General features: G+C 70.5%; 21 protein-coding genes and 1 tRNA gene. 14 read left to right on the forward strand and 8 right to left on the reverse strand.

Features of this window, described 5'->3' with window-relative positions; translation table 11 throughout:
• Window positions 1-64: 64 nt before the first annotated feature.
• The 12 genes from BI335_RS01015 to BI335_RS01070 all read left to right on the forward strand — a co-directional run bounded on the left by BI335_RS01015 (window position 65) and on the right by BI335_RS01070 (window position 11,334).
• Window positions 65-796, forward strand: a complete 732-nt coding sequence (locus tag BI335_RS01015) for a succinate dehydrogenase cytochrome b subunit (RefSeq protein ID WP_229118918.1) — start codon at window positions 65-67, stop codon at window positions 794-796.
• Between the two features lie 68 nt (window positions 797-864).
• Window positions 865-2,889, forward strand: coding sequence for a fumarate reductase/succinate dehydrogenase flavoprotein subunit (locus BI335_RS01020; RefSeq protein ID WP_094425578.1), 2,025 nt, complete (start codon window positions 865-867; stop codon window positions 2,887-2,889).
• Entirely contained in the window at window positions 2,886-3,641 is a 756-nt protein-coding gene (locus BI335_RS01025) for a succinate dehydrogenase/fumarate reductase iron-sulfur subunit (RefSeq protein WP_094424847.1), read from the forward strand. The genes BI335_RS01020 and BI335_RS01025 overlap by 4 nt, the downstream gene beginning before the upstream one ends.
• 125 nt (window positions 3,642-3,766) lie before the next feature.
• A complete protein-coding gene (locus tag BI335_RS01030) occupies window positions 3,767-4,474 on the forward strand; it encodes a hypothetical protein (RefSeq protein WP_094429444.1) in 708 nt (235 codons plus the stop codon).
• A 156-nt stretch (window positions 4,475-4,630) separates the two neighbouring features.
• A complete protein-coding gene (gene rplS / locus BI335_RS01035) occupies window positions 4,631-4,978 on the forward strand; it encodes a 50S ribosomal protein L19 (protein WP_094359119.1) in 348 nt (115 codons plus the stop codon).
• Window positions 4,979-5,099: 121 nt separating this feature from the next.
• The gene (gene lepB, locus BI335_RS22245) at window positions 5,100-6,512 is read left to right on the forward strand and encodes a signal peptidase I (protein ID WP_267489518.1); all 1,413 of its coding nucleotides are present in this window, start codon (window positions 5,100-5,102) and stop codon (window positions 6,510-6,512) included.
• Entirely contained in the window at window positions 6,513-7,199 is a 687-nt protein-coding gene (locus BI335_RS01045) for a ribonuclease HII (protein WP_094356253.1), read from the forward strand.
• Window positions 7,196-7,504: a DUF2469 domain-containing protein gene (locus BI335_RS01050; RefSeq protein WP_094356252.1), complete on the forward strand. Its 309-nt coding sequence runs from the start codon at window positions 7,196-7,198 to the stop codon at window positions 7,502-7,504. The genes BI335_RS01045 and BI335_RS01050 overlap by 4 nt, the downstream gene beginning before the upstream one ends.
• 118 nt (window positions 7,505-7,622) lie before the next feature.
• Window positions 7,623-7,994, forward strand: a complete 372-nt coding sequence (locus tag BI335_RS01055; RefSeq protein ID WP_094356251.1) for a YraN family protein — start codon at window positions 7,623-7,625, stop codon at window positions 7,992-7,994.
• Window positions 7,994-9,523, forward strand: coding sequence for a YifB family Mg chelatase-like AAA ATPase (locus BI335_RS01060; protein ID WP_094424851.1), 1,530 nt, complete (start codon window positions 7,994-7,996; stop codon window positions 9,521-9,523). Before BI335_RS01055 ends, BI335_RS01060 begins: the two co-directional genes overlap by 1 nt.
• Entirely contained in the window at window positions 9,523-10,689 is a 1,167-nt protein-coding gene (locus BI335_RS01065) for a DNA-processing protein DprA (protein WP_094424853.1), read from the forward strand. The genes BI335_RS01060 and BI335_RS01065 overlap by 1 nt, the downstream gene beginning before the upstream one ends.
• 27 nt (window positions 10,690-10,716) lie before the next feature.
• Window positions 10,717-11,334: a hypothetical protein gene (locus tag BI335_RS01070; protein WP_094406643.1), complete on the forward strand. Its 618-nt coding sequence runs from the start codon at window positions 10,717-10,719 to the stop codon at window positions 11,332-11,334.
• Window positions 11,335-11,341: 7 nt separating this feature from the next.
• Here the strand turns inward: BI335_RS01070 and BI335_RS01075 are convergent, their stop codons facing one another.
• The 6 genes from BI335_RS01075 to BI335_RS01100 all read right to left on the reverse strand — a co-directional run bounded on the left by BI335_RS01075 (window position 11,342) and on the right by BI335_RS01100 (window position 18,634).
• Window positions 11,342-11,617: a GNAT family N-acetyltransferase gene (locus BI335_RS01075; RefSeq protein WP_094356239.1), complete on the reverse strand. Its 276-nt coding sequence runs from the start codon at window positions 11,615-11,617 to the stop codon at window positions 11,342-11,344.
• Between the two features lie 105 nt (window positions 11,618-11,722).
• A complete protein-coding gene (locus tag BI335_RS01080) occupies window positions 11,723-13,885 on the reverse strand; it encodes an N-acetylmuramoyl-L-alanine amidase (RefSeq protein ID WP_094356238.1) in 2,163 nt (720 codons plus the stop codon).
• 129 nt (window positions 13,886-14,014) lie between these two features.
• Window positions 14,015-15,298 (reverse strand): MFS transporter, encoded by a 1,284-nt coding sequence (locus tag BI335_RS01085; protein ID WP_094356237.1) that lies wholly within the window; start codon window positions 15,296-15,298, stop codon window positions 14,015-14,017.
• Complete coding sequence (locus BI335_RS01090; protein ID WP_166646636.1) at window positions 15,295-15,699, reverse strand: MarR family winged helix-turn-helix transcriptional regulator; 405 nt, start codon at window positions 15,697-15,699, stop codon at window positions 15,295-15,297. Before BI335_RS01090 ends, BI335_RS01085 begins: the two co-directional genes overlap by 4 nt.
• A 192-nt stretch (window positions 15,700-15,891) precedes the next feature.
• Entirely contained in the window at window positions 15,892-18,168 is a 2,277-nt protein-coding gene (locus BI335_RS01095; RefSeq protein ID WP_094356235.1) for a glycoside hydrolase family 3 C-terminal domain-containing protein, read from the reverse strand.
• Between the two features lie 70 nt (window positions 18,169-18,238).
• A complete protein-coding gene (locus tag BI335_RS01100) occupies window positions 18,239-18,634 on the reverse strand; it encodes a RidA family protein (RefSeq protein WP_094356234.1) in 396 nt (131 codons plus the stop codon).
• A gap of 94 nt (window positions 18,635-18,728) precedes the next feature.
• Between BI335_RS01100 and BI335_RS01105 the strand changes: the two genes are divergently transcribed.
• A complete protein-coding gene (locus tag BI335_RS01105; protein WP_094356233.1) occupies window positions 18,729-19,688 on the forward strand; it encodes a helix-turn-helix transcriptional regulator in 960 nt (319 codons plus the stop codon).
• A 41-nt stretch (window positions 19,689-19,729) separates the two neighbouring features.
• On the opposite strand, the gene BI335_RS01110 is transcribed toward BI335_RS01105, so the two are convergent.
• A complete protein-coding gene (locus tag BI335_RS01110; RefSeq protein ID WP_094356232.1) occupies window positions 19,730-20,899 on the reverse strand; it encodes a DUF418 domain-containing protein in 1,170 nt (389 codons plus the stop codon).
• Between the two features lie 60 nt (window positions 20,900-20,959).
• Between BI335_RS01110 and fumC the strand changes: the two genes are divergently transcribed.
• Window positions 20,960-22,363, forward strand: a complete 1,404-nt coding sequence (gene fumC / locus BI335_RS01115; protein ID WP_094356231.1) for a class II fumarate hydratase — start codon at window positions 20,960-20,962, stop codon at window positions 22,361-22,363.
• Window positions 22,364-22,545: 182 nt separating this feature from the next.
• On the opposite strand, the gene BI335_RS01120 is transcribed toward fumC, so the two are convergent.
• Window positions 22,546-22,634 (reverse strand) — tRNA-Leu (locus BI335_RS01120).
• Between the last annotated feature and the right edge of the window lie 56 nt (window positions 22,635-22,690).

A 22,690-nucleotide genomic window follows, 5' to 3' on the forward strand; every position in this document is an offset into this window, starting at 1 on the left:
GACGTCTGTCTCGGTGGGCGCGTGCGCTTGGACGAGCCTCTGTCAACAGGAATATGGTGCTGTTGTGGCGACAACGACGACTCCGACCCTGACCGTGAAACAGCGGGCCGCCCGCTCCACGGTGATTCGTAAATACTGGATGGCGGCCAGTGGCCTGGTGATGATCGGTTACCTGGTCCTGCACATGTACGGCAACCTCAAGATGTTCGCCGGCAAGGTGACCGGCACCGACGTCTACGCGTTCGACGAGTACGCCGAACACCTGCGCACGATCGGCGAGCCGATGCTCCCGTACGCGGGCCTGCTCTGGGTCGTGCGGATCGTGCTGCTGGCCGCGATCCTGGTGCACATGTGGGCGGCGTTCACGCTCTGGGCCCGGGACCGCAAGGCCACCGGTGGCGCCAAGCGGTACGCCAACCAGCGCGCCATCCAGCGCTCGTACGCCTCCTACACGATGCGCTGGGGCGGGGTGCTGATCCTGCTCTTCGTGATCTACCACATCCTGAACTTCACCGTCGTGGTGATCGACACCGCGCCGGGCGCCACCTCGCCGTTCGTGCGGGTCTACAACAGCTTCCAGAACCCGGCCGTGCTGATCAGCTACGCCGTCGCGATGATCGCGGTCGGGCTGCACGTGCGGCACGGTTTCTGGAGCGCCTTCGCCACCCTGGGTGCGAACACCAGCCCGAAGACGCGCGCCTTCTGGAACACCGTCGCGGTGCTGCTCGCCCTGATTCTTGTGGTCGGATTCCTCTCCGGCCCCGTTGCCATCGCCCTCGATTGGATCAAGCTGTGACAGATGAGAACGTGATCGACGAGCCCGAGACCAGCGAGCAGACGCAGGTCGAGGCCACCTCGGAGCTGATGAACGACGCCGCCGACGACTCCTCGCGCAGCGTGCCGGCCGGCCCGGGTGCCAGCCTCGACGGTGACGACCTGTTCCGGCAGGGTGTCGACATCGCCGACACCCGCGCCCCGCTCGACGTGCCCATCTCCCAGATGTGGGAGCAGCGCAAGTTCGAGGCCAAACTGGTCAACCCCGCCAACCGACGCAAGATCTCGGTGATCATCGTCGGCACCGGCCTGGCCGGTGCCGCGGCGGGCGCCACCCTCGGCGAGGCCGGTTACCAGGTCAAGTCGTTCTGCTACCAGGACAGCCCGCGCCGCGCCCACTCGATCGCCGCCCAGGGCGGCATCAACGCGGCCAAGAACTACCGCAACGACGGCGACTCGGTGCACCGGTTGTTCTACGACACCGTCAAGGGCGGCGACTACCGCTCCCGGGAGACCAACGTCTACCGGCTGGCCGAGGTGTCCGCGAACATCATCGACCAGTGCGTCGCCCAGGGCGTACCGTTCGCCCGCGAATACGGCGGCCTGCTGGACAACCGCTCCTTCGGCGGTGTCCAGGTCTCGCGCACCTTCTATGCCCGCGGCCAGACCGGCCAGCAGCTGCTGCTGGGTGCGTACCAGGCCCTGGAGCGGCAGATCAACGCCAAGACCGTCACCATGTACACCCGCCACGAGATGCTCGAGCTGATCGTCATCGACGGCGTGGCCCGCGGCATCGTGACCCGCGACATGGTCACCGGCCGGATCGAGGCGCACACCGCCGACGCCGTGGTGCTGGCCACCGGCGGCTACGGCAACGTGTTCTTCCTGTCCACCAACGCGATGGGCTGCAATGTGACCGCCACCTGGCGGGCGCACCGCAAGGGCGCGTACTTCGCGAACCCGTGCTACACCCAGATCCACCCGACCTGCATCCCGCAGTCCGGCGACACCCAGTCCAAGCTGACGCTGATGTCGGAGTCGCTGCGCAACGACGGCCGGATCTGGGTGCCGAAGAGCGGCGAGGACGCCGACAAGGATCCGCGGGAGATCCCCGAGTCCGACCGCGACTACTACCTGGAGCGGATCTACCCCTCCTTCGGCAACCTGGTGCCCCGCGACATCGCCTCCCGGCAGGCCAAGAACGTCTGCGACGAGGGTCGCGGTGTCGGCCCGGAGCTCGCCGGGCAGGGCCGGCGCGGGGTCTACCTCGACTTCGCCGACGCGATCGCCCGACTGGGCCGCAAGGCGGTCGAGGCCAAGTACGGCAACCTCTTCGACATGTACCAGCAGATCACCGGGGAGAACCCCTACGAGGTGCCGATGCGCATCTACCCGGCGGTGCACTACACGATGGGTGGGCTGTGGGTCGACTACGACCTGATGTCCAACCTGCCCGGGCTGTTCGTCACCGGTGAGGCCAACTTCGCCGACCAGGGCGCCAACCGCCTCGGTGCCTCGGCGCTGATGCAGGGGCTCGCCGACGGTTACTTCGTGCTGCCGAACACCCTCGCCAACTACCTGGCCGACGCCGGGCACCGGGCGGTCGGGGCGGACAGTCCCGAGGTCGCCGAAGCGGTCCAGGCCGTGCAGCAGCGGGTGGACAAGCTGATGTCGATCAAGGGTTCCCGCACCGTCGACTCCTTCCACAAGGAACTCGGCCACATCATGTGGGAGTACTGCGGCATGGAGCGCAACGAGGAGGGCCTGCGCAAGGCGATCGGCCTGATCCGGGAACTGCGCGAGGAGTTCTGGCGCGACGTCAACGTCGTCGGCGACGCCGATGAGATCAACCAGACCCTGGAGCGGGCCGGTCGGGTCGCCGACTTCCTGGAGCTGGGCGAGCTGATGTGCCTGGACGCCCTGCACCGCCGCGAATCCTGCGGTGGGCACTTCCGCTCCGAGTCGCAGACCGAGGACGGCGAGGCGCTGCGCCACGACGACCAGTTCCTCTATGTGGGTGCCTGGGAGTTCGGCGGCGAGGGCCAGCAGCCGGTGCTGCACAAGGAACCGCTGGAATACAAGTTCATCGAGCTGAAGCAACGGAGTTACAAGTGAAGGTCACTCTGCAGATCTGGCGCCAGAAGAACACCGAGTCGAAGGGCCGGATGGTGCCCTACGAGGTCGACGGCGTCTCCGATCACATGTCGTTCCTGGAGATGCTCGACCTGCTCAACGAGCAGCTCACCGTCGCCGGCGAGGAACCGGTCGCCTTCGACTCCGACTGCCGCGAGGGCATCTGCGGCATGTGCGGTGTGGTGATCAACGGTGTGGCGCACGGCCGCGGCCAGACCACGTACCAGACCACCACCTGTCAGCTGCACATGCGGGAGTTCTCCGACGGCGACACGATCACCGTCGAGCCGTGGAAGGCCGAGCCGTTCCCGGTGCTGAAGGACCTGGTCGTCGACCGGTCCTCCTTCGACCGGATCATCCAGGCCGGCGGTTACATCTCCGCCCCCACCGGTACCGCGCCGGACGCGCACGCCGTCCCGGTGAACAAGGTGGACGCCGACCACGCCTTCGACAACGCCACCTGCATCGGCTGCGGCGCCTGCGTCGCGGCCTGCCCGAACGGCTCGGCGATGCTGTTCACCTCCGCCAAGGTGACCCAGCTCGGGCTGCTGCCGCAGGGCCAGCCGGAGCGCTGGACCCGGGTGCTGGGGATGGTCGCCGAGCACGACGCCGAGGGCTTCGGCAACTGCACCAACATCGGCGAGTGCACCGCGGTCTGCCCCAAGGGCATCCCGCTGGAGAGCATCTCCCAGCTGAACCGGGACCTGTTCAAGGCGGTCACCACCCGGCACTGAGGCGTACGCCCGATGCCATCCATCGAACCCGACGTCCACCCATCGCGCCCTGGAGCAGGCGCGGGGTGGAGGTTGGGTTCGATGGATCGCGCCGGTGGGTACGCCGGGGCGGTAGCCTCGTCGCCATGCGCATCCCCGCCCTGTTGATCGTGCCCTGCCTGCTGGCCGTCGCCGCCTGCAGCAGCGGCCCCGGTGCCGGCGGGCAGCCGTCACAGCCGATCGCTCCGACCGATGCGGGCGGGATCTCCCAGGCGCCCACCGCCCCGGGCACGCCCGGGGCGGTGCAGACCCCGGTGTCCGGCAACGCCAGCCCGGCACCGACGACCCGGCCGCCGGCCGGCGCGGTGACCGCCGCGGCGCTGCCCACCGGAGCCGATCTGGGCGGCTGGAGCGAGGGCCGGACCGATACCGGTGGCGGCACCGAACAGCTCAGCGTCTGCCAGCAGAACCGCTGGGAATCCACCGGCGCGACCGGCATCGTACGCCGCAGCTACAGCAGGGGCGCCGATTCGGCGGCCGCGGTGGCGATGAGCTTCGACACGCCCGAACTGGCCGACCAGGCGTACCAGTCGACCCAGCGCTGGTTCGCCGACTGCACCGCCACCTTGCAGGCCCGCGGTGGGCAGGCCAGGCAGCAGAACCGGGCCCGGCCGGTGCCGGTGCCGGGTGGGAAGGCCGAGCTCACCGAATGGGGCTGGGCCGGCAACGAGCACGAGGCGCAGGCACTGATCCAGATCGGCAACCGGGTCGAGGTGCTGGCGATGCGCGCCCCGCAGCCCTTCGACCCGCTGGAGCGGGCCGTCCCGACGGCCGCCGAGAAGCTGCCCGGCTGACCCCCTGCCCCGATTGGGCAGGCGTACGCCCGGTGTGGCAGACTGTGTCGCTGTTGCCCGCATCGCGGCTCCTGCCACAGGGGGATCGACCGCGACGGGAGACATCCAAGACATACCCACGCGACGGGTGACCTGTGGCACCGGCAAGGACACATCATGAACAAGCTGATCTCCGAGGTCAACCAGGGCGCCCTGCGCGAGCACCCGGCCTTCCGCGCCGGCGACACCATCAAGGTGCACGTCCGCGTCGTCGAGGGCAACCGCTCCCGGATCCAGGTCTTCACCGGCGTCGTGATCGCCAAGAACGGCGGCGGCATCGCCGAGACCTTCACCGTCCGCAAGGTCAGCTTCGGCGTCGGCGTGGAGCGGACCTTCCCGCTGCACAGCCCGATCATCGACAAGATCGAGGTCGACCGCCGCGGTGATGTGCGCCGGGCCAAGCTCTACTACCTGCGTGGGCTCTCCGGCAAGGCCGCCAAGATCAAGGAAAAGCGCGAGAACTGATCGCATCCGCGGGCTGGCCGCGCGGGCGGGTACCGTTGCCTCGGTGCCGCCCCACGCGGCCGGCCGGCCGATCCCGAGCTGATCGGTTCGGCCGCCATTGCGCCGGAGAGGAAGTCAGCCGTTGAGCCAGTGGTCCGATGGTTCCGGCTGGGCGGGAGATGATCCCGATCGGACCGCGCTGCGTCCGAGCAGCCCACGGCGGGCGGCCGCCGATTCCCCGTACGCCCCCGCGATGCGCGGCGGCGGTGGATTCGACACCGACGACACCCAACCGCCGCCCTGGCCCGAACAGGCCAGTCCCCGGCGGGCGCTGACCGGCGGATCCGCCGACCTCGCCGATGCGACCCGGGAGAGCCCGCGGCCCTTCGAGCCCGCGGAGATCGACCGAACCACCCGTCGCGACCAGACCCAGCCACGCGGCACCGACGGCTTCGCCCCGGGCGGTCCGGCCGGCCCGCAGGCCCCCGATCCGTGGCAGCGGCCGATCCCGAACCCGCCGACCGGTGCCCCCACCTCCCCGCCGGTGCACGGTGCCCCGGCCGCGCCGGTGGGCGGCCCGCCGCCCGCACCGGCGCCCGCTGGGGCGTACGCTCCGAGGCGGCTGGACCCGGCACCCGCGCCGCGTCCGATCGGCCAGCCCGCACCCCGGCACTCCGCCGACGAACCCGACGACAGCACCCTGCCCAGCCGCACCGACACGGTGGCGGACCGGACGGCCGGCGCGAAGTCCGACAAGAAGGCCGACAAGAAGGCCGGGAAGCGGGCGAAGGCGGAGGAGAAGGACCAACGCCCGACCAGTGCCAAGGTGCTCGGCATGGTCCGCGAGATCGGTGTCATCGTCGTCGGTGCGCTGATCATCACCACCTTGTTGCGCAGCTTCGTCTTCCAGCCCTTCGAGGTGCCCTCGGGGTCGATGGAGAACACCCTGCAGATCAACGACAAGATCATCGCCCAGCGGGTGCTCGACTTCCGCCGCGGCGACATCGTGGTCTTCTCCGATTCCAACAAGTGGCTCGACGACGGCAGCGGAAAACCCGCCCCCGGACCGGTCCGCAAGGCGCTGGAGTTCGTCGGGCTGCTGCCAGACTCGGCCGATGAGCACCTGGTGAAGCGCGTGATCGGCATGCCGGGGGACCGGGTGAAGTGCTGCGACAAGCTCGGCCGGGTCAGCGTGAACGGCTATCCGCTCGATGAGGAGAGCTACCTGTACGCCGACTCCGGTGGCCGCAACAAGCCCGCCGAGAAGCCCTTCGAGGTGGTCGTACCGGCCGACCGGATCTTCGTGATGGGCGACCACCGCGCCAACTCCGGCGACTCCCGCTGCCACCTGCAGGACGTCACCGCCGCCGGTGGCAAGGCGGGCAGTTCGGCGTTCATCCCGATCTCCGACGTGGTCGGCTCGGTCGCCCTGATCGCCAGTCCGTTCTCCCGGTTCCAACGCCTGGAGACACCGCAGATCTATGCCGGCATCCCGCCACCGCAACAGGTGCCACCCCCGGAGCCGGTGATCGTGCAGGTCTCGGAGGGCTGCTGAATGCCGCGCTTCGTGGTGCGCCGCGATGCCGGTCTCTACGGCTATGAGCGGGCGCTGGGCCGGGCCGGGCTGGCGCCGGTGGCGGGTGCCGACGAGGCCGGCCGGGGCGCCTGCGCCGGGCCGTTGGTGGCGGCCGCGGTGATCCTCGGTGAGGGCCGCTCCCGGCAGATCACCGGGTTGCGGGACTCCAAGCTGATGACCCCGCTGGCCCGCGACCGGGCGTACGAGGAGATCCGCCGCAAGGCGCTGGCCTGGGCCGTGGTCGAGGTGTCCCCGGGCGAGTGCGATCGGCTCGGGATGCATGTGGCGAACATCTCCGCGCTGCGCCGGGCGCTCAGCCGATTGGCGGTGCCGCCCGGGTTCGTGCTCACCGACGGATTCCCGGTCGACGGGCTCGGCGGACCGGGGCTGGCGGTCTGGAAGGGGGACCGGGTCGCGGCCTGCGTGGCGGCGGCCTCGGTGCTGGCGAAGGTGACCCGGGACCGGATCATGACCGCCATGGATCAGGTGCATCCGGGATACGAGTTCGCGGTGCACAAGGGCTACTGCACGCCGCTGCACCAGCAGCATCTGGACGCCCTCGGGCCCTGTCCGGAACACCGGATGATCTTCGACAATGTGGCTCGGACGGTGGGGGTGGCTCGCACGGCACCCGGTGCCGGCGGCGCTAGAGTGGCCTCACCATGAGCGCCGATGACCTTGAGCAGTACGAATCAGAGCTGGAACTGCAGCTGTACAAGGAGTACAAATCCGTCGTCGGGATCTTCACCTATGCGGTGGAGACCGAGCGCCGGTTCTATCTCTGCAATGCGGTCGATCTGAAGGTGCGCACCGAGGGCGGCGACGTCTACTACGAGGTCTCGATGGGCGACGCCTGGGTCTGGGACATGTACCGCCCGGCCCGCTTCGTGAAGAGCGCCAAGGTGCTCACCTTCCGCGACGTCTCCATCGAGGAGATCGTGCACAACGACCTCGAGGTCCCCGAGCGCTGACCCCCGCGGCGAGCGACGAGTCGAAGGGTTGTCCACAGCTCGTACCCGCCCGAAGATCCATCCACAGACCCGGCCTCGGCGCTGCACGATATCGGCGGGTCCGCACCATCGTGCGGACATGACAGGCATCAAGCAACGACTCGGCTCGCGCGGGGAGGGCCTGGCCGTGGAGCACCTCACGGCCGCCGGACTGGTGATCCTCGACCGCAACTGGCGCTGCCGCCACGGTGAACTCGACATCGTCGCACTGGACGGCCAGGGCGCCGACGCGACACTGGTGTTCTGCGAGGTCAAGCTGCGCACCGGGACCGGTTTCGGTACGCCCCTGGAGGCGATCACCGCGTCCAAGGTGCGCCGGTTGCGGGTGCTCGCCGGGGCCTGGCTGAGCGCCCACCCGGCCCATGCGGTCCGGATCCGGCTCGATGCGATCGGCATCCTGGATCGGCCCGGTCAGCGCCCGGAGATCACCCATCTGCGAGGGATCGGCTGATGGGGTTGGCACGGGCCTGCTCGGTCGCCCTGCTGGGGATGGACGGCGAGCTGGTCGAGATCCAGGCGCACACCGGTGCGGGTCTGCCGCGGACGGTGCTGGTCGGCCTGCCCGACACCTCCCTCTACGAATCGCGCGACCGGTGCAAGGCCGCGGTCGCCAGCGCCGGCTTCCGCTGGCCGGATTCGCTGCTGACCATCAACCTCACCCCGGCCACGCTGCCCAAGGCCGGCAGCCACTACGACCTCGGCATCACCGCCAGCGTGCTCGCGGCCGCCGAGGTGGTGCCGGCCGATGCGCTGGAGGGGGTGGTGCTGATGGGCGAGCTCGGCCTGGACGGACGGGTACGCCCGGTCCGCGGCGTGCTGCCCGCGCTGCTGGCGGCCCGGGCCCGACAGATCCGACGGGCCATCGTGCCCAGTCAACAGCTCGGCGAGGCCCGCCTGGTCGCCGACATGACCTGTCGCGGGGTGGCCTCGGTGGGGGAGCTGGTCGACCTGCTGCACGGCAACCCGGTGCCCCAGCCCGACCCCGCCGAGGAGCCCGTCGACGACCCGGCCGCGCCGGGGAAGGACCTCTCCGACGTGATCGGCCAACCCGAGGCGCGGTGGGCGCTGGAGGTCGCGGCCGCGGGCCGGCACCACATCTATCTGCACGGGCCGCCGGGGGTGGGCAAGACCATGCTCGCCGAACGATTGCCGGGTCTGCTGCCCGAGCTGAGCGTCGTCGAGGCGCTCGAGGTCGCCGCGGTGCGCAGCCTGGCGGGTGCCGAGCTGCCCGCCGAGCTCAGCCTGCGCGCGCCGTACGCCGACCCGCACCATTCGGCGTCCGAGGGCAGCCTGATCGGCGGCGGTGGCCGGATGCCGAAGCCGGGAGCGATCTCGCTGGCCCATCGCGGCGTGCTCTTCCTCGACGAGGCACCCGAGTTCGGCAAGAAACTCGACTCGCTGCGCACCCCGCTGGAGTCGGGGTCGGTGCTGATCGCGCGCACCCAGCACCACATCCGGTTCCCCGCGATGTTCCAGCTCGTGCTGGCCGCCAATCCCTGCCCCTGCGGGCAGGCCGACACCCCCGGCGGCAACTGCCACTGCCCGCCCCAGGTGGTCCGCCGCTACCGGGAGCGGATCTCCGGCCCGATCATGGATCGGGTCGACATCCACCAGCAGCTGATGCCGGTCCGGCGCTCCCTGGTCAGCGACGGACCGGGGGAGAGCTCGGCGACGGTGCTGCAACGGGTCATCGAGGCCCGGGATCGGCAGCAGCGGCGGCTGTTGGGCACCGGCTGGCGGACCAACGGTGAGGTGCCCGGCCCCTATCTGCGCACCCGGCTCCCGGTCCCGCCCGGCCACGAGGACCTCGACGTGGCGGTGCTGCGCGGCCGCCTCTCCTCGCGTGGGGTCGACAAGTGCCTGCGGCTGGCCTGGACGCTGGCCGACCTGGCCGGGCTCGACGTGCCCACCCGCACCGAGGTCCGGCGCGCGCTCGCGCTGCGCCGCGGGGAGATCCTGCCGACCGCGGAGGTGGCCTGATGACCGAGACCGTCACCCCGACACCGGGGACCGTCACCGATGTCGAACGCTGGGCCCGGATGGGCCTGGCCTGTGCCAGCGAACCCGCCGATCGTGCGCTGACCCGACTGGTCACCGACGAGGGGGCGGTCGCGGTCTGGCAGTCGCTGTCCGGGGCCCGCCGGGACACCGTGTGGGGCCGCCGCGCGGTCGGCGTACGGCTGACCAGGGTGCAGCGGGCCACCGACCAGTGCGGTGCCCGATTCATCGTTCCCGGTGACCCGGAGTGGGCGGACCAGCTGGGCGATCTGGCCGAGGCCGAGTTGACCATCTCCGAGAAGACGATGGGCGGTGCCCCGCTGGGGTTGTGGCTGCTCGGCCCCGGACACCTGAAGCTCTGGGCCGCCGATTCGGTCGCGGTGGTCGGGTCGCGGGCCGCCACCAGTTACGGTGAGACCGTCGCCGCCGACCTGTGCGCCGAACTCGCCGGCCGTGGCCGCACCGTCGTCTCCGGTGGGGCCTACGGCATCGACGCGTACGCCCATCGCGGTGCGATGGCCGGCGGCGGGCAGACCATCTGCGTGCTCGCCAACGGGGTCGACGTCGGCTATCCGCGCGGCAACAACCGGCTCTTCGACGCACTGCGCAGCGAGCAGCTGATCTGCTCCGAGCTGCCCCCGGGTGATCATCCGACCCGGACCCGGTTCCTGGGCCGCAACCGGGTGATCGCGGCCCTGGCCGCCGGCACCGTGATGGTCGAGGCGGGGATGCGCTCGGGTGCCCGGAACACCCTCAGCTGGGGTGAGGAGCTGAGCCGGCGGCTGATGGCGGTGCCCGGTCCGATCACCTCGGCGCTCTCGGCCAATCCGCACAAGGTGATCCGAGACCGCACGGCCGAACTGGTCACGACCGCCGCCGAGGTCTGCGAACTGGTGGCACCGATGGGCCAGGATCTGCTGCCGCTGCAGCGCGGCCGCTCCCGGGTGCTGGATGGTCTCGATGAGGTGCAGCGGTCGGTGTTCGAGGCGGTCCCGGGCCGTGGTGGATTGAGCGCGGGGGAGCTGTCGGCGCGCTGTGGGCTGGATCTGATGAGCGTGCTCGACGCCCTGACCGAGCTCGAGGACACCGGTCTGGTTCGGCGTACCGACCGCGGTGGCTGGAAACTCGAACCGGGCTCGGTCGGGTGAGGCGCATGGGTAGGCCACACTGGGGCCATGGCCCTCTATGCGCGTCCGTCGTGGAAGCTGGCCCGGCAGGTGTCGGCGGACCTCTTCGTCGTGGCGTGGACGATCGCCTGGTGCGTGGTGTCCTGGTTCGTGCACCGCACGATCTCGGCGGTCGCCCAACCGGCCCGCGACACCGCGGCGGCGGCGATCAAGGCCCGCGACGGCTTCCTCTCCGCCGGCAACAGCGCCGCCGGGGTACCGCTCGCCGGCGCGGAACTGCGCAAACCCTTCGACACCGCGGCGGCCTCGCTCAACGACGTGATCACCGCCGCCAACCAGCAGGTGACCACCATCGAACAGGTGGCGAGCGTGGTCGCGATCGTCGTCGTGGTGATGCCGGTCTCGGTGCTGCTGGCCTTCTGGCTGCCGGCCCGCTGGCGGTTCCACCGGACCTCCAGCGCCGCCAAGCGGTTCATCGACAGCGACGCCGATGTCGACCTGTTCGCGCTGCGGGCGATGGCCAATCAGCCGATGGCCGAACTCGGCCGGATCTCCGACGACCCGGTCGGCGACTGGCGGGCCGGCGATCCCGAGGTGATCCGGGCGCTGGCCGATCTCGAACTGCGCCGCAGCGGGCTGTCGCTACCGCCGCCGCGGTCCGGGTAGTACGCGCTCAGGCCAGCAGGTCGGCGTACTCCGGATGCCGATCGACCCAACTGCGGGTGTAGGGGCAGCTGGGGATCAGCTTCCAGCCGCGCTCGCGCACGTCGTCCAGTGCGTAGCGGGTGAGCTGACCCGCGATGCCCTGTCCCTGGGTCTCCGGGTTGACCTCGGTGTGGGTGAAGTCGGCGACCCCGTCGGTCAGGGTGTAGCCGATCAATCCCACCGGCTGCCCGTCGAACGAGACCAGATACTGATGGGTCTCGGGGTCGTGGTCGAACTCCAGCATTCGCCCTCCTTGGGCTGGTCGGACCGAGTTGCTCGGTCGGTCGATCGTGCCGCATCGGGCCCGCCGACCGCAATCGGCCGGCGGGCCCGATGGGGCCGTCACCGGTCAGCCGACCCAGGCACCCCGATCCCGGTTCCACAGGATCCGTCCGCCGGTGAACTGCTGCTGGCAGTTGTTCGCATCCGAGCAGATCTCATCGGTGGTGGGGTAGCCGAGCGAACTCGCCCCGCCGCCCAGGGAGAAGTACTTCTCCCGGATCGTGCCGCGGACGAACTTCGCCCCGGTCGGCGCGGAGTACATCAGGCTGCCACCGGTGAAGTCCTGCCGGCAGCCGCCGTTGGCGCAGCGCTCGTCGGTGGTCGGGTAGCCCAGGAAGCTGCGCGGGCCGTTCATCTGCAGATAACGCGCCTGCACCACGCCGCGGGTCCAGTGGCTCGCGGTGGGGAAGGAGTACCAGATCGTGCCGCCGACGAACTCCTGCCGGCAGCCGGTGCTGTCGCACTGTTCACCGGTCCGCGGGGCACCGAGGAATCCGGTACGCCCGCCCGCGGCGCGGTAGCTGTCCAGGATCGACCCCCGCACCACCTGCGCACCGGTCTGCGGGCTCCACACGATGCTGCCGCCGGTGAAGTCCTGGTGGCAGCTGTTGTTGCTGCACACCTCGTCGGTGGTCGGGTAGCCCAGGAAGCCCTGTTCGTACCCCACGCTGGCGTACTTCTCCCGGATCGCGCCGCGGTTGAAATGCGCACCGGTGTTCGCCGACCAGAGGATCACCCCGCCGCTGGTGAACCCGTTGAAGCAGCCGGTTCGGCCGTCGCAGATCTCATCGGAGTTCGGGAAGCCGAGAAAGGAGTTCGCGGTGCCCAGCGAGCGGTACTTGTCCCGGATCGTGCCCTTGGTGAAGCTGGTCCGCACGCCGGCGGCGGAGAAGATGTCGTAGTTCTCGAACTCGGTCACCCGGCCGGTGGCGACCGGCGCCTCCCCGACCCGGGGTTCACCGGCGGGCCCGCGGGCCCCGCCGAGCTGTTCCCAGCGCGTCTTGATCGGGGTCTCGAAGGAGCCCATGGCGTCGGCGACCCGCTGCCGGAAGGTGGGTAGGTAGGCGTACAGCGCATTCCCCGGACAGTCGGTGCTGTAGACGTCGCGGTGGCCGTTGATCACCTCGGAGGTGATCCCGTTGATGGTGATCCGGGCCCACGGGTTGCGGTAGTAGGCCGCGAGCCGCCAGGCGATCAGCCGGACCGTGGCATCGAGCTGCACCTCGGTCGGCATCGTAGAGGTGTAGCTGCCCATCAGCGAGACACCCATGGTGTCGGTGTTCCAGTTGTACGCGTGGGCGCCCTTGACCGGCTGGGTGATGCCGCCGCGGCGGCCCTCGAAGATCTGGCCGTACTTGTCGACCAGGAAGTTGTAGCCGACATCGCACCAGCCGTTGCTCTGCACGTGGTAGGCGTAGATGCCGCGGACGATGCCGGGTGACTGTTCCTTGGTGTAGTTGTTGTTGCCCTCGGTGTGGTGCACCGTCGCGGCCCGGACGGTGCGGTTGTAGGAGCTGTCGCAGGAACCGGGGAGCGACTCGTCGGCGCCCCAGCCGGCCCGGGTGATGATGCCGGGCGGCATCGGGGCCTGGGCACGGGGGCTGGCCGGCTGGACGGTTTCGGGATTCGCGTCGCTGGCGAGCAGCTTCGGATCGATCAGCGCGACCTTCAGATCCTGCGGCTGGGCGGCACCCTCGTCGACCAGTGCCCGGACCTCGACACCGGCGGAGTCGCCGACGAAGGTGGGCGCGGTGCCGGGGCGGGCCGTGGGGTCGTCACTCTGGGTGTCCGGATCGGCGGCCAGTTCGCGCCAGTCGCTCCAGGCCCCGTTCTGCAGCAGCCGCACCTCGATCCGCGGCGCGGTCCTGGTGCCCGGTGCCCAGGTGACCCCGAGCATGGTGAACGGTTCGGTCTCCCGGGCGGGCAGGGCGGCGGCCTGCCGGCCGGGTCGGCCACCGGATTCGATACGCGGGGCGTTGGCGCGCTCGAGCGCGGGGACCGGCAGCTGGGTCAGCGCGGTCCTGCCCGATCGGCCGCTGGCCGGCGTACCGGACCTTCGGGGGCTGGGCGTGGCGGTCGGCTTGCCCGGGGTCGGTGTGGCCGAGGCCGCGGGGGTGGCGGTCTTCGTCGGGGTGGGGGTCTTGGTGGGGGCGGCGTACGCCGGTGTCAGGCCGGCGAGCAGGATCAGCCCCGAGAGCCCGGCAAGGGGGGCGAGTCGGCGGGAGAGCATGGGGTGGAACCCTTCGGGTGGAGGAAGAAACTCTGGCCGCGCGTCAGTATGGCCGCCGGAACCGCAATTCGTCACCTGTTGACTTGAGGTTGAGGCTGAGCCTCCCGCCCGCGTCCCGTCCGTGCACCGTCAGGCGAATTCCTCGCCGGTGTCCTCGGTGATCCGGCCGCGGCGCAGCACCACGAAGGGCCGGTGGTGCAGGTCGAGCCGGACCCGGACGTTCTCGGTGCGCGCCAGGTAGATCGCGATCGCGATCCAGGTGATCGCCATCGCGATGCCGCCGATGCCGAGCGTCCAGCGGGCGCCCAGATGCTGGCCGACCCAGCCCAGTGCCGGTGCGCCGATCGGTGTGGTGCCCATGAACACCAGCATGTAGAGCGCCATCACCCGGCCCCGGTAGCGCGGGTCGGCGGTCAGCTGGAGCAGCGAGTTGCAGGTGATCATCACCGTGATCCCGGCCAGCCCGGAGGGGATCAGCAGCAGCACGAAGATCCAGAAGTTGGGTGCGATCGCGCTCAGCAGGGTGCTCACCACGAAGATCGCCAGCGCCCCCATCAGCAGCCGCAACCGCGGCCGGGCCCGGCGGGCGGCGAGCAGCGCCGCGGTCAGCGAGCCGATCGCCATCACCGACCCGAGCATGCCGTATTCGGCGGCACCCCGGCCGAAGACCATCGTGGACATCATCACGTTGGTCAGCTGGTAGTTCATCCCGAACAGCCCGACCACCGCCGCGACCACCATGATCAGCAGCAGATACGGTCGCTGCCGGACATAGCGCAGCCCCTCGCGTACACCGCCGCGCCCCTTCGCCCGGGGCGCGGGGGAGAGTTGGTCGGTGCGCAGCGTGGCCAGCGCCAGGATCACCGCGATGAAGGTGCCGGCGTTGATCCAGAACACCGGACCGGTGCCGAAGGCGGCGATCAGCAGCCCGGCCAACCCGGGGCCGACGAGTCGCGCCGCGTTGAACGAGGCCGAGTTCAGCCCGATCGCGTTGGACAGTTGCTCGGTCGGTACCAGCTCGGAGACGAAGGACTGCCGGGCCGGGTTGTCGATCGCGGCCGCGGTGCCGTCGATCATCGCGCAGACATAGACGTGCCAGAGCTGGACGTGCCCGCTGAGCACCAGCGCACCCAGCAGCACCGCGTTCAGCGCCATCGTGGTCTGGGTGCAGATCATCAGCAGCCGCTTGGGGAAGCGGTCCGCGAGCGCCCCGCCGAGGGTGCTGAACAGCAGGATCGGCAGGAACTGCAGCCCGGTCACCACCCCGAGCGCCTGGGCGTCGTGATCGGTGAGCACCACCAGCACCAGCCAGGCCTGCGCGGTACGCGCCATCCAGGTGCCGGCATTGGAGGTCAGGATGCCGAAGAAGTACTGCCGGTAGTTGGGGACGCCGAGGGAGGAGAAGACGGTCACCGGCCACCTCCGGCCGACTGCGTGGTCGCGGCGGGCCGTTCGGTCATCCGGGTCAGGATCGCGGTGGCGGCGGTGAGCACCTCGAGCTCCTCGGCGGTGCAGTCCTCGAGCTGCCGGTTCATCCAGCTGGTACGCCGGCGCCGCGACTCGGCGATCGCCTCGCGTCCGGCGGGGGTCATGGTCAGCACCCGCTGCCGGCCGTCGGTGGGATGCTCGCTGCGCCGGAGGAAGCCGAGCGACTCGAGTTCCTTGACCGTCCGCGACATCGAGGCGTTGCTGACCTGCTCACGGGCCGCCAGCCAGGTCGCCGTCCGCGGTTCGACCTCCAGCGGTGCCAGCGCGGCGAACAGGTGCGGGGCGAGGCCGCCGGACTCCTGCCGCGCCCGCCGGGCGATCCGCATGCACGCCACTCGCAGTTCATGGGCCAGTCGTGGTCGCTGTGGCACCGTTCCCTCGTCAATCGCACCCGGAATGATAGTTAGCGTAACTAACCATATCACCCGGGTGCTGCGATCCATCGAACCCTGGGTGCATCTCCCCAGTGCTGCAGGGGGAGTGGGATGCAGCGAGGATTCGATGGATCGCGGGTGGGGTCAGGAGGTCGCGCCCTCGTGGGTGCTGGCGATGAGCTGCTCGAGCTCGGCCAGGTCGAGCCCGTTCCGGCTGAACACCGCGACCGAGCGCAGCGGGGAGCCCAGCAGCATCGCCGCGGCCGCCTCCTCGTCGGGGACGATCGCCGACAGCTCACCCAGATCGGCCATCAGCGGGGTGAGCAGCTCCTGCATCCGCTCGCCGGCGACCGGATGGTCCAGCGCCTCACCGATGGTGGAGTTCCGGGTCAGCGGCAGCACCACCTCGTCACCGGCGACGGCCACCGTCACCGCACCGCGCAGGTCGCGGCTGGATGCGCCGACCTCGAGCAGGTAGTCACCGCCCTCGACGACCCAGCGATCGGCGAGCACGTGCCAGTACGCCAGGTCCGCGCGCCGGATCGTCAGCCTCACCTCCTGCGACTCACCGGCTCCCAGCGGCACCGAGGCGTACGCCTTCAGCTCCCGCGGCGGGCGCTGCACCGCCGAACCCGGCAGCGAGCTGTAGACCTGCACCACCTCGCGGCCGGCGACCGGGCCGGTATTGCGCACGCTCACCCGCACCGCGAGATCGCCCTCGGCGGTCACCTCCGCGGTCGGTGTGCCGTGCTCGAAGGTGGTGTAGGACAGTCCGTGCCCGAAGGGGTAGGCGACCTCGAGGCCCTTGGCGTCATACCAGCGGTAACCGACGAACAGCCCCTCGCCGTAGCGGACATGGGAGAAGTCACCGCCGAAGTCCAGGTACGCCGGGGTGTCGGCGAGCCGCACCGGGATGGTCTCGGTGAGCTTGGCCGAGGGGTTCACCCGGCCGAAGAGCACATCCGCGGTCGCGCCACCGCCGGCCTGGCCGAGCAACCAGCCCTCCAGGATCGCCGGTACCCGGTCGGCGAACGGCAGCGCGACCACACCGCCGTTGGACAGCACCACCACCACGTTGGGATTCACCGCCAGCACCGCATCGAGCAGCTCCAGCTGGTCGGCCGGCAGATCGATGTCGGTGCGGTCGTAACCCTCCGACTCCAACCGGGCGGGCAGTCCGAGGAAGAGCACGACGGTCTCCGCCTGTTCGGCGGCGGCCACCGCCTCCTCCCGCAGCGCGGTCCGCCGGCCGGTGTCGGCCTCCCCGGCCAGGTCGAAACCGGGTGCATATCCCACCTCGCCGGTGGCCAGGGCGCGGATCTCCGCCAGCGCCTTGTCCAACCGGGTCGGGTTGATCAGCGAGGAGCCCGCGCCCTGGTAGCGCGGCTGCTCGGCGAAGGCGCCGATCACCGCGAGCTTCGCGTCGGTGGCCAGTGGCAGCAACCCGCCCTCGTTGCGCAGCAGCACGATCGAGCGGCCGGCGGCCTCGCGGGCCAGCGCGTGATGGGCGTCGACATCGAGCGGCCCGGTCGCCGCGCCGGCACCGGCCCGGGCGCGGCGGATCAGTTCCAACACCCGGTCGGCGGCCAGATCGAGGGCTCGCTCGTCCAACGAACCGTCCCGCACGGCGGCGACGAGCTGGGCATCGGTACGCCCGCCACTGGCCGGCATCTCCAGATCCAGCCCGGCCGGCAGTCCCACCACGCGGTCGTTGACCGCGCCCCAGTCGGAGACGACCAGCCCGGTGAAACCCCATTCGTCGCGCAGCACCTCGGTGAGCAGCCACGGGTCCTCCGAGGCGTACACGCCGTTGATCCTGTTGTAGGAGCACATCACCGTCCACGGCTGCGCGTCGGTGACCACCCGCTGGAAGCCCCGCAGATAGATCTCGCGCAGCGGGCGCGGGTCGACATCGGAGCTGGAGCGCAGCCGGTCGGTCTCCTGGTTGTTGGCCGCGAAGTGCTTGAGCGAGGTGCCGACACCCTGGGACTGGATGCCCCTGACCAGCGCGGTCCCGTAACCCCCGGAGACGATCGGGTCCTCCGAGGCGTACTCGAAATTGCGTCCGCACAGCGGGGAGCGCTTGATGTTGATGCCGGGACCGAGCAGCACCGCGACGTCCTCGATCGAGGTCTCCACCCCCAGGGCCCGGCCGACCCGTTCGATCAGCTCGTCGTCCCAGGACGAGCCGAGCCCGACCGCCGGCGGGAAGCAGGTGGCGGGCACGCTCTGCCCGAGCCCGAGGTGGTCCCCGCGGCCGGCCTGCTTGCGCAGTCCGTGCGGCCCGTCGGTGACCATGATCGACGGTACGCCGAGGCGTTCGATGCCCTTCAGGTGCCAGAAGTCGAGGCCGCTGGTCAGCGACGCCTTTTCTTCCAGGGTGAGATCTGCGGCGGTCACGGGGTGCTGCTCGGTGGTCATCGTCATCCTCGGCGTCGGTGCATGGACGCCCACCAGTCAAGCAGCACCCCGTGCCGCCGGGGCACCGGCATCAGGCGACGGCGGTGCCCTCCAGCTCGACGAGCTGCCCGGGGATCGCCAACCGGGTCACCTCGAGCATGGTGGTCGCCGGTGCCACCCCGGCGGCACCGAGCCGGGCGGCGAGCACACCGTAGTGCGGGAACAGCCCGTCGACATCGGTGGTGTAGACGTTCAACCGCACCAGGTTCGCCAGGGACATGCCGGCCTCGGCCAGCACGGCCTCCAGATTGTCGGTCGCCAACCCCAGCTGGGCGGCCGGATCTCCTTCGTGCATGGGTTTTCCGTCACTGCTCATGGCGGTCTGCCCGGAGCAGTGCAGGGTGCGGGTCGGTCCGGTGACCAGCTCGCCCTGGTTGAAACCCAGCTCGAGGGACCAGCTCACCGGGTTGATCGCGGTACGTTCCATGGGAAATCTCCATTCGTGGTTCGCAGTAGTGCTGGACCCGAGCCTGACCGCGAATCACGCCACCTGTTGTCGTGATTGCTGAGAGGAAGTCCGGATGCGCGCCGATCGGTTGGTCTCCCTGGTGCTGCTGCTGCGCCAGCGCGGGCAGCTCTCGGCCGCCACCCTGGCCGACGAGCTGGAGGTCTCCACCCGCACCGTGCTGCGCGACATCGAGGCGCTCTCGGCCGCGGGTGTGCCGGTGTACGCCGAACGCGGCCGCTACGGCGGGTTCGCGCTGCTGCCGGACTTCCGCACCGACCTGACCGGGTTGACCCACGACGAGGCGCTCGCGCTGCTGGTCGCCGGTTCGCGCCGCGGTGTCCAGTCCCTGGGGCTCGGCTCCGCACTGGCCGCGGCGATGCTCAAGGTCGTCGACGCCCTGCCCGAGGCGCAGCGGGGCGCCGCGGTCGCCGTCGCCGAGCGGTTGCTGATCGACCCGGAACACGATCTGCTGGCCCGCCGCCAGGCGGTGGAGGAGGTCGACGAGCGCATCCTCGCGGCGGTGCGCCGGGCGGTGCTGGCCGGGCTCCGCCTGCAGATCCGGTACGCCGCAGCGGCGGACCGGGCGCCCGGTTGGCGCACCGTCGATCCGATCGGCCTGGTCACGGTCCGGGGACAGGGCTATCTGCTGGCCACCCGCGACGGGGCCGATCGCACCTACCGGCTGGCCCGCATCGACGACGCCCGCGCCCTCGACGAACCGGCCCGGCGCCCCGAACGGGTCGACCTGGAACGTGCCTGGGCCGAACGCAGCGAACGGTTCCGCACCGGTGGGGAGCAGCTGGTGGTCCGGCTGCGGCTCGATCCCGGGTGCCGCGACCAGCTCGCGGCCACCGCGTCGTCGGTCACCGAGTGCGGCGAGGCGGAGCTGGCGGCGAGTTTCTCCGACTTCCGGCACGCCGAATGGGCGCTCTGGCAGCTCGGCGCCGCGGCCGAGATCCTTGCCCCGACCGAGATCCGGGCGCGGCTGGGGGAGCGGGCCGCCGCGCTGGCCGCCCGATACGGCGCGGGCTGAACCGGGCAACCACGCCGCCGCCAGCAATGATCATGGAATGGTCATTCCTGGGCCGCGCGTCGCTCCACCATCCGCAGCACCAACGAGGCGAACGCCCGGGAGGCCCACTCCAGCGGCCCCTTGCCGAGCCGACCGGGTACCCAGCGATGCCAGGCCCACAGCCCCGCGGTCAGCAGGATCACCTGGGCCAGCCAGTGCAGCAGTGGGCTGCCGGGCAGCAACCCCGCGCGGACGCCCCAGCGGCCGGCCCGGACCAGCAGCACGTGCACGAAATAACCGGTGAACGTCATCGATCCGGCGATCGCCGCCACCCGCACCGCCGGACTGGCCGCACCGAGCCACCGGCAGACCGCCGCGATCCCGGCGGTGAGCACCAGCACCACCCCGGTGGAGAACAACAGGCTGGGCACCGACGGCAGATAGGGCCCGATCACCAGCAACCACTGCCAGGTCTGGGTGAGGGTGGGGAACTCGCCGTCCGAGACCCCGGGCAGCGTGTAGGGATCGGGCCGGCCGAACAGGCTCACCAACACCGCGGTGACCAGCAGCGCGGCACCGGCCAGCAGCACCCCGCCGACCGCCAACCGGCGCAGATCCGCGGGGTCGTCGAAGCGCAGCCGCCGCCCGAGCCAGACCCCGAGCACCGCGATCGCGAGCCAGGGCAGCACCGGATAGTAGGGGTGGAACAGCAGATACGGCCAGGTGCCCGGGTGCAGCACCGCCGACCAGCCGCCGGTGGCGCTGGCGGTGTCGAACCAGCCGGGCCTGTTGCGCATCAACCACCAGCCGACGGCGGTGCTGCCGAATCCGATCGCCAGCGCCACCGGCGGCAGCCAGCGATCCGGCAGCAGCGAGATCGGGGCGACCAGGGCGGTGATCAGGGCCAGCCGCACCAGCACCACCGCGACCGCACCGGCCTGCAGGTCCTCCAGGGTCCACCCGGCCGCGGCCAGCACCACCGCGCGCAGCACCGCCGCGGCGACGGCCCGGCCCCGACCGGGCCGACCGGGACCGGGAATGGCATAGGAGGAGCCGACCCCGATCAGCCAGACGAACGCGATCGCGTGCAGATCCCACAGCGCGCCGACGACCGGGCCGACGGCCCAGACATGGTTGGCCATGATGCCCAGCAACGCCAGATAGCGGGTCACGTCGATCGCCGGCACCCGGCCGTCGACCCGCCCCGCAACCTGCCGGCCGCCGTTGGTCATGGCCGCATCATGCCGCACGGCCGCGGCGGCGCGCTGAACTGCTGGGCGTAGTTTTGACCCATGAGCGAAAAGACCCGCACCGAACGCGACTCCATCGGCGAGATCGAGGTCCCCGCCGACCACTACTGGGGCGCGCAGACCGAACGCAGCAAGGAAAACTTCGACATCGGCGTACCCGCATTCGTCTGGGGACGGCCCATCATCCGTTCCCTCGGCATCCTGAAGAAGAGCGCCGCGAAGGCGAACGCCGAGCTGGGCGAGCTGGACGGTGAGCTGGCGACGTGGATCGAGCGGGCGGCCGATGAGGTGATCGCGGGGGAGCGGGACGAGGAGTTCCCGCTGGTGGTGTTCCAGACCGGTTCGGGCACCCAGTCCAACATGAACGCCAACGAGGTGATCGCCAACCTGGCCAGCGAGCTCGCCGGCGGCCGGCGCGGTGAGAAGTCGCCGGTGCACCCCAACGATCATGTGAACCGCGGCCAGTCCAGCAACGACACCTTCCCGACCGCGATGCACATCGCGGTGGTGCTGGAACTCAACGAGCGGCTCTATCCGGCGGTCCAGCGGCTGCGGGACGTGCTCGCCGCGAAGGCCGAGGAGTTCACCGACGTGGTCAAGGTCGGGCGGACCCACCTGCAGGACGCCACCCCGATCACCCTGGGCCAGGAGATCTCCGGCTGGGTGGCCCAGTTGGATGCGGCGCTGGAGGCGGTACGCCGCAGCGAGGACGGGGTGCGGGAGCTGGCGATCGGCGGCACCGCGGTCGGTACCGGGCTGAACGCGCATCCCGACTTCGGGGCGAAGGCCGCGGCCGAGATCTCCGCCGAGACCGGTTTCGAGTTCCGGCAGGCGGCCAATCTGTTCGCCGCGCTCTCCGCGCACGACGGGCTGGTCGGGGTGAGTGCCGCGTTGCGGACCCTCGGCGGGGCGGCGATGAAGGTCGCCAACGACGTCCGCTGGCTGGCGTCCGGGCCGCGCAACGGGATCGGTGAGCTGATCATCCCGGCCAACGAGCCGGGTTCCTCGATCATGCCGGGCAAGGTCAATCCGACCCAGGCCGAGGCGTTGACGATGGTCTCCACCCGGGTCTTCGGCAATGACGCCACGGTCGCCTTCGCCGGCAGCCAGGGCAACTTCGAGCTGAACGTCTACAAGCCGGTGATGGTGCACGCGGTGCTGGAGAGCATCCGGTTGCTGGCCGACGGTTGCCGCTCGTTCACCGAGCACTGCGCGGTCGGCATCGAACCCAATCACGAGCGGATCCAGCAGAACCTGGACTCCAACCTGATGCTGGTCACCGCCCTGAACCCGCACATCGGCTACGACCGGGCCGCCAAGATCGCCAAGCGCGCCCACGCCGAGGGCAGCACCCTGCGCGAGGCCGCGCTGGCCGAGGGGCTCAGCGGTGAGGACTTCGACCGCTGGGTGGTACCGGCGCAGATGACCACCAACCAGCGCTCCTGACCGACGGCCGGCGTACCCCCCTCGCGCGATCCCGCGATCCATCGAACCGTCCGTGCATACCCCTAACCCTCCAGGGGGAGCGGGATGCACCGAGGATTCGATGGATGGCGGAGGGGCGTCGCGGGAGCACCCCAAAGAACGAGAAAGCCCCGCCCGACCAGTGGTCGAGCGGGGCTCATCGATGGTGTCCGAGAGAGGACTTGAACCTCCACGCCCTATAACGGGCACTAGCACCTCAAGCTAGCGCGTCTACCTATTCCGCCACCCGGACAGGGTGTCCGCCGACTCGTCGGCACAGCGCAGAAACTATAGCAATCTTTGGACCGT

Origin of the sequence: Enemella evansiae (assembly GCF_002250705.1) — a bacterium.
GTDB lineage: Bacteria > Actinomycetota > Actinomycetes > Propionibacteriales > Propionibacteriaceae > Enemella > Enemella evansiae.

What these genes read in the sequence shown, in the direction of transcription:
- BI335_RS01020 (WP_094425578.1), top strand. Translation starts at nt 865, where the DNA reads ATGAACGACGCCGCCGACGACTCCTCGCGCAGCGTGCCGGCCGGCCCG.
- BI335_RS01100 (WP_094356234.1), bottom strand. Translation starts at nt 18,634, where the DNA reads ATGGAACGTACCGCGATCAACCCGGTGAGCTGGTCCCTCGAGCTGGGT.
- BI335_RS01030 (WP_094429444.1), top strand. Translation starts at nt 3,767, where the DNA reads ATGCGCATCCCCGCCCTGTTGATCGTGCCCTGCCTGCTGGCCGTCGCC.
- BI335_RS01090 (WP_166646636.1), bottom strand. Translation starts at nt 15,699, where the DNA reads ATGCGGATCGCCCGGCGGGCGCGGCAGGAGTCCGGCGGCCTCGCCCCG.
- BI335_RS01095 (WP_094356235.1), bottom strand. Translation starts at nt 18,168, where the DNA reads ATGACCACCGAGCAGCACCCCGTGACCGCCGCAGATCTCACCCTGGAA.
- BI335_RS01050 (WP_094356252.1), top strand. Translation starts at nt 7,196, where the DNA reads ATGAGCGCCGATGACCTTGAGCAGTACGAATCAGAGCTGGAACTGCAG.
- BI335_RS01055 (WP_094356251.1), top strand. Translation starts at nt 7,623, where the DNA reads ATGACAGGCATCAAGCAACGACTCGGCTCGCGCGGGGAGGGCCTGGCC.
- BI335_RS01080 (WP_094356238.1), bottom strand. Translation starts at nt 13,885, where the DNA reads ATGCTCTCCCGCCGACTCGCCCCCCTTGCCGGGCTCTCGGGGCTGATC.
- BI335_RS01105 (WP_094356233.1), top strand. Translation starts at nt 18,729, where the DNA reads ATGCGCGCCGATCGGTTGGTCTCCCTGGTGCTGCTGCTGCGCCAGCGC.
- rplS (WP_094359119.1), top strand. Translation starts at nt 4,631, where the DNA reads ATGAACAAGCTGATCTCCGAGGTCAACCAGGGCGCCCTGCGCGAGCAC.
- BI335_RS01110 (WP_094356232.1), bottom strand. Translation starts at nt 20,899, where the DNA reads ATGACCAACGGCGGCCGGCAGGTTGCGGGGCGGGTCGACGGCCGGGTG.
- BI335_RS01060 (WP_094424851.1), top strand. Translation starts at nt 7,994, where the DNA reads ATGGGGTTGGCACGGGCCTGCTCGGTCGCCCTGCTGGGGATGGACGGC.
- BI335_RS01070 (WP_094406643.1), top strand. Translation starts at nt 10,717, where the DNA reads ATGGCCCTCTATGCGCGTCCGTCGTGGAAGCTGGCCCGGCAGGTGTCG.
- BI335_RS01045 (WP_094356253.1), top strand. Translation starts at nt 6,513, where the DNA reads ATGCCGCGCTTCGTGGTGCGCCGCGATGCCGGTCTCTACGGCTATGAG.
- BI335_RS01075 (WP_094356239.1), bottom strand. Translation starts at nt 11,617, where the DNA reads ATGCTGGAGTTCGACCACGACCCCGAGACCCATCAGTATCTGGTCTCG.
- fumC (WP_094356231.1), top strand. Translation starts at nt 20,960, where the DNA reads ATGAGCGAAAAGACCCGCACCGAACGCGACTCCATCGGCGAGATCGAG.
- BI335_RS01065 (WP_094424853.1), top strand. Translation starts at nt 9,523, where the DNA reads ATGACCGAGACCGTCACCCCGACACCGGGGACCGTCACCGATGTCGAA.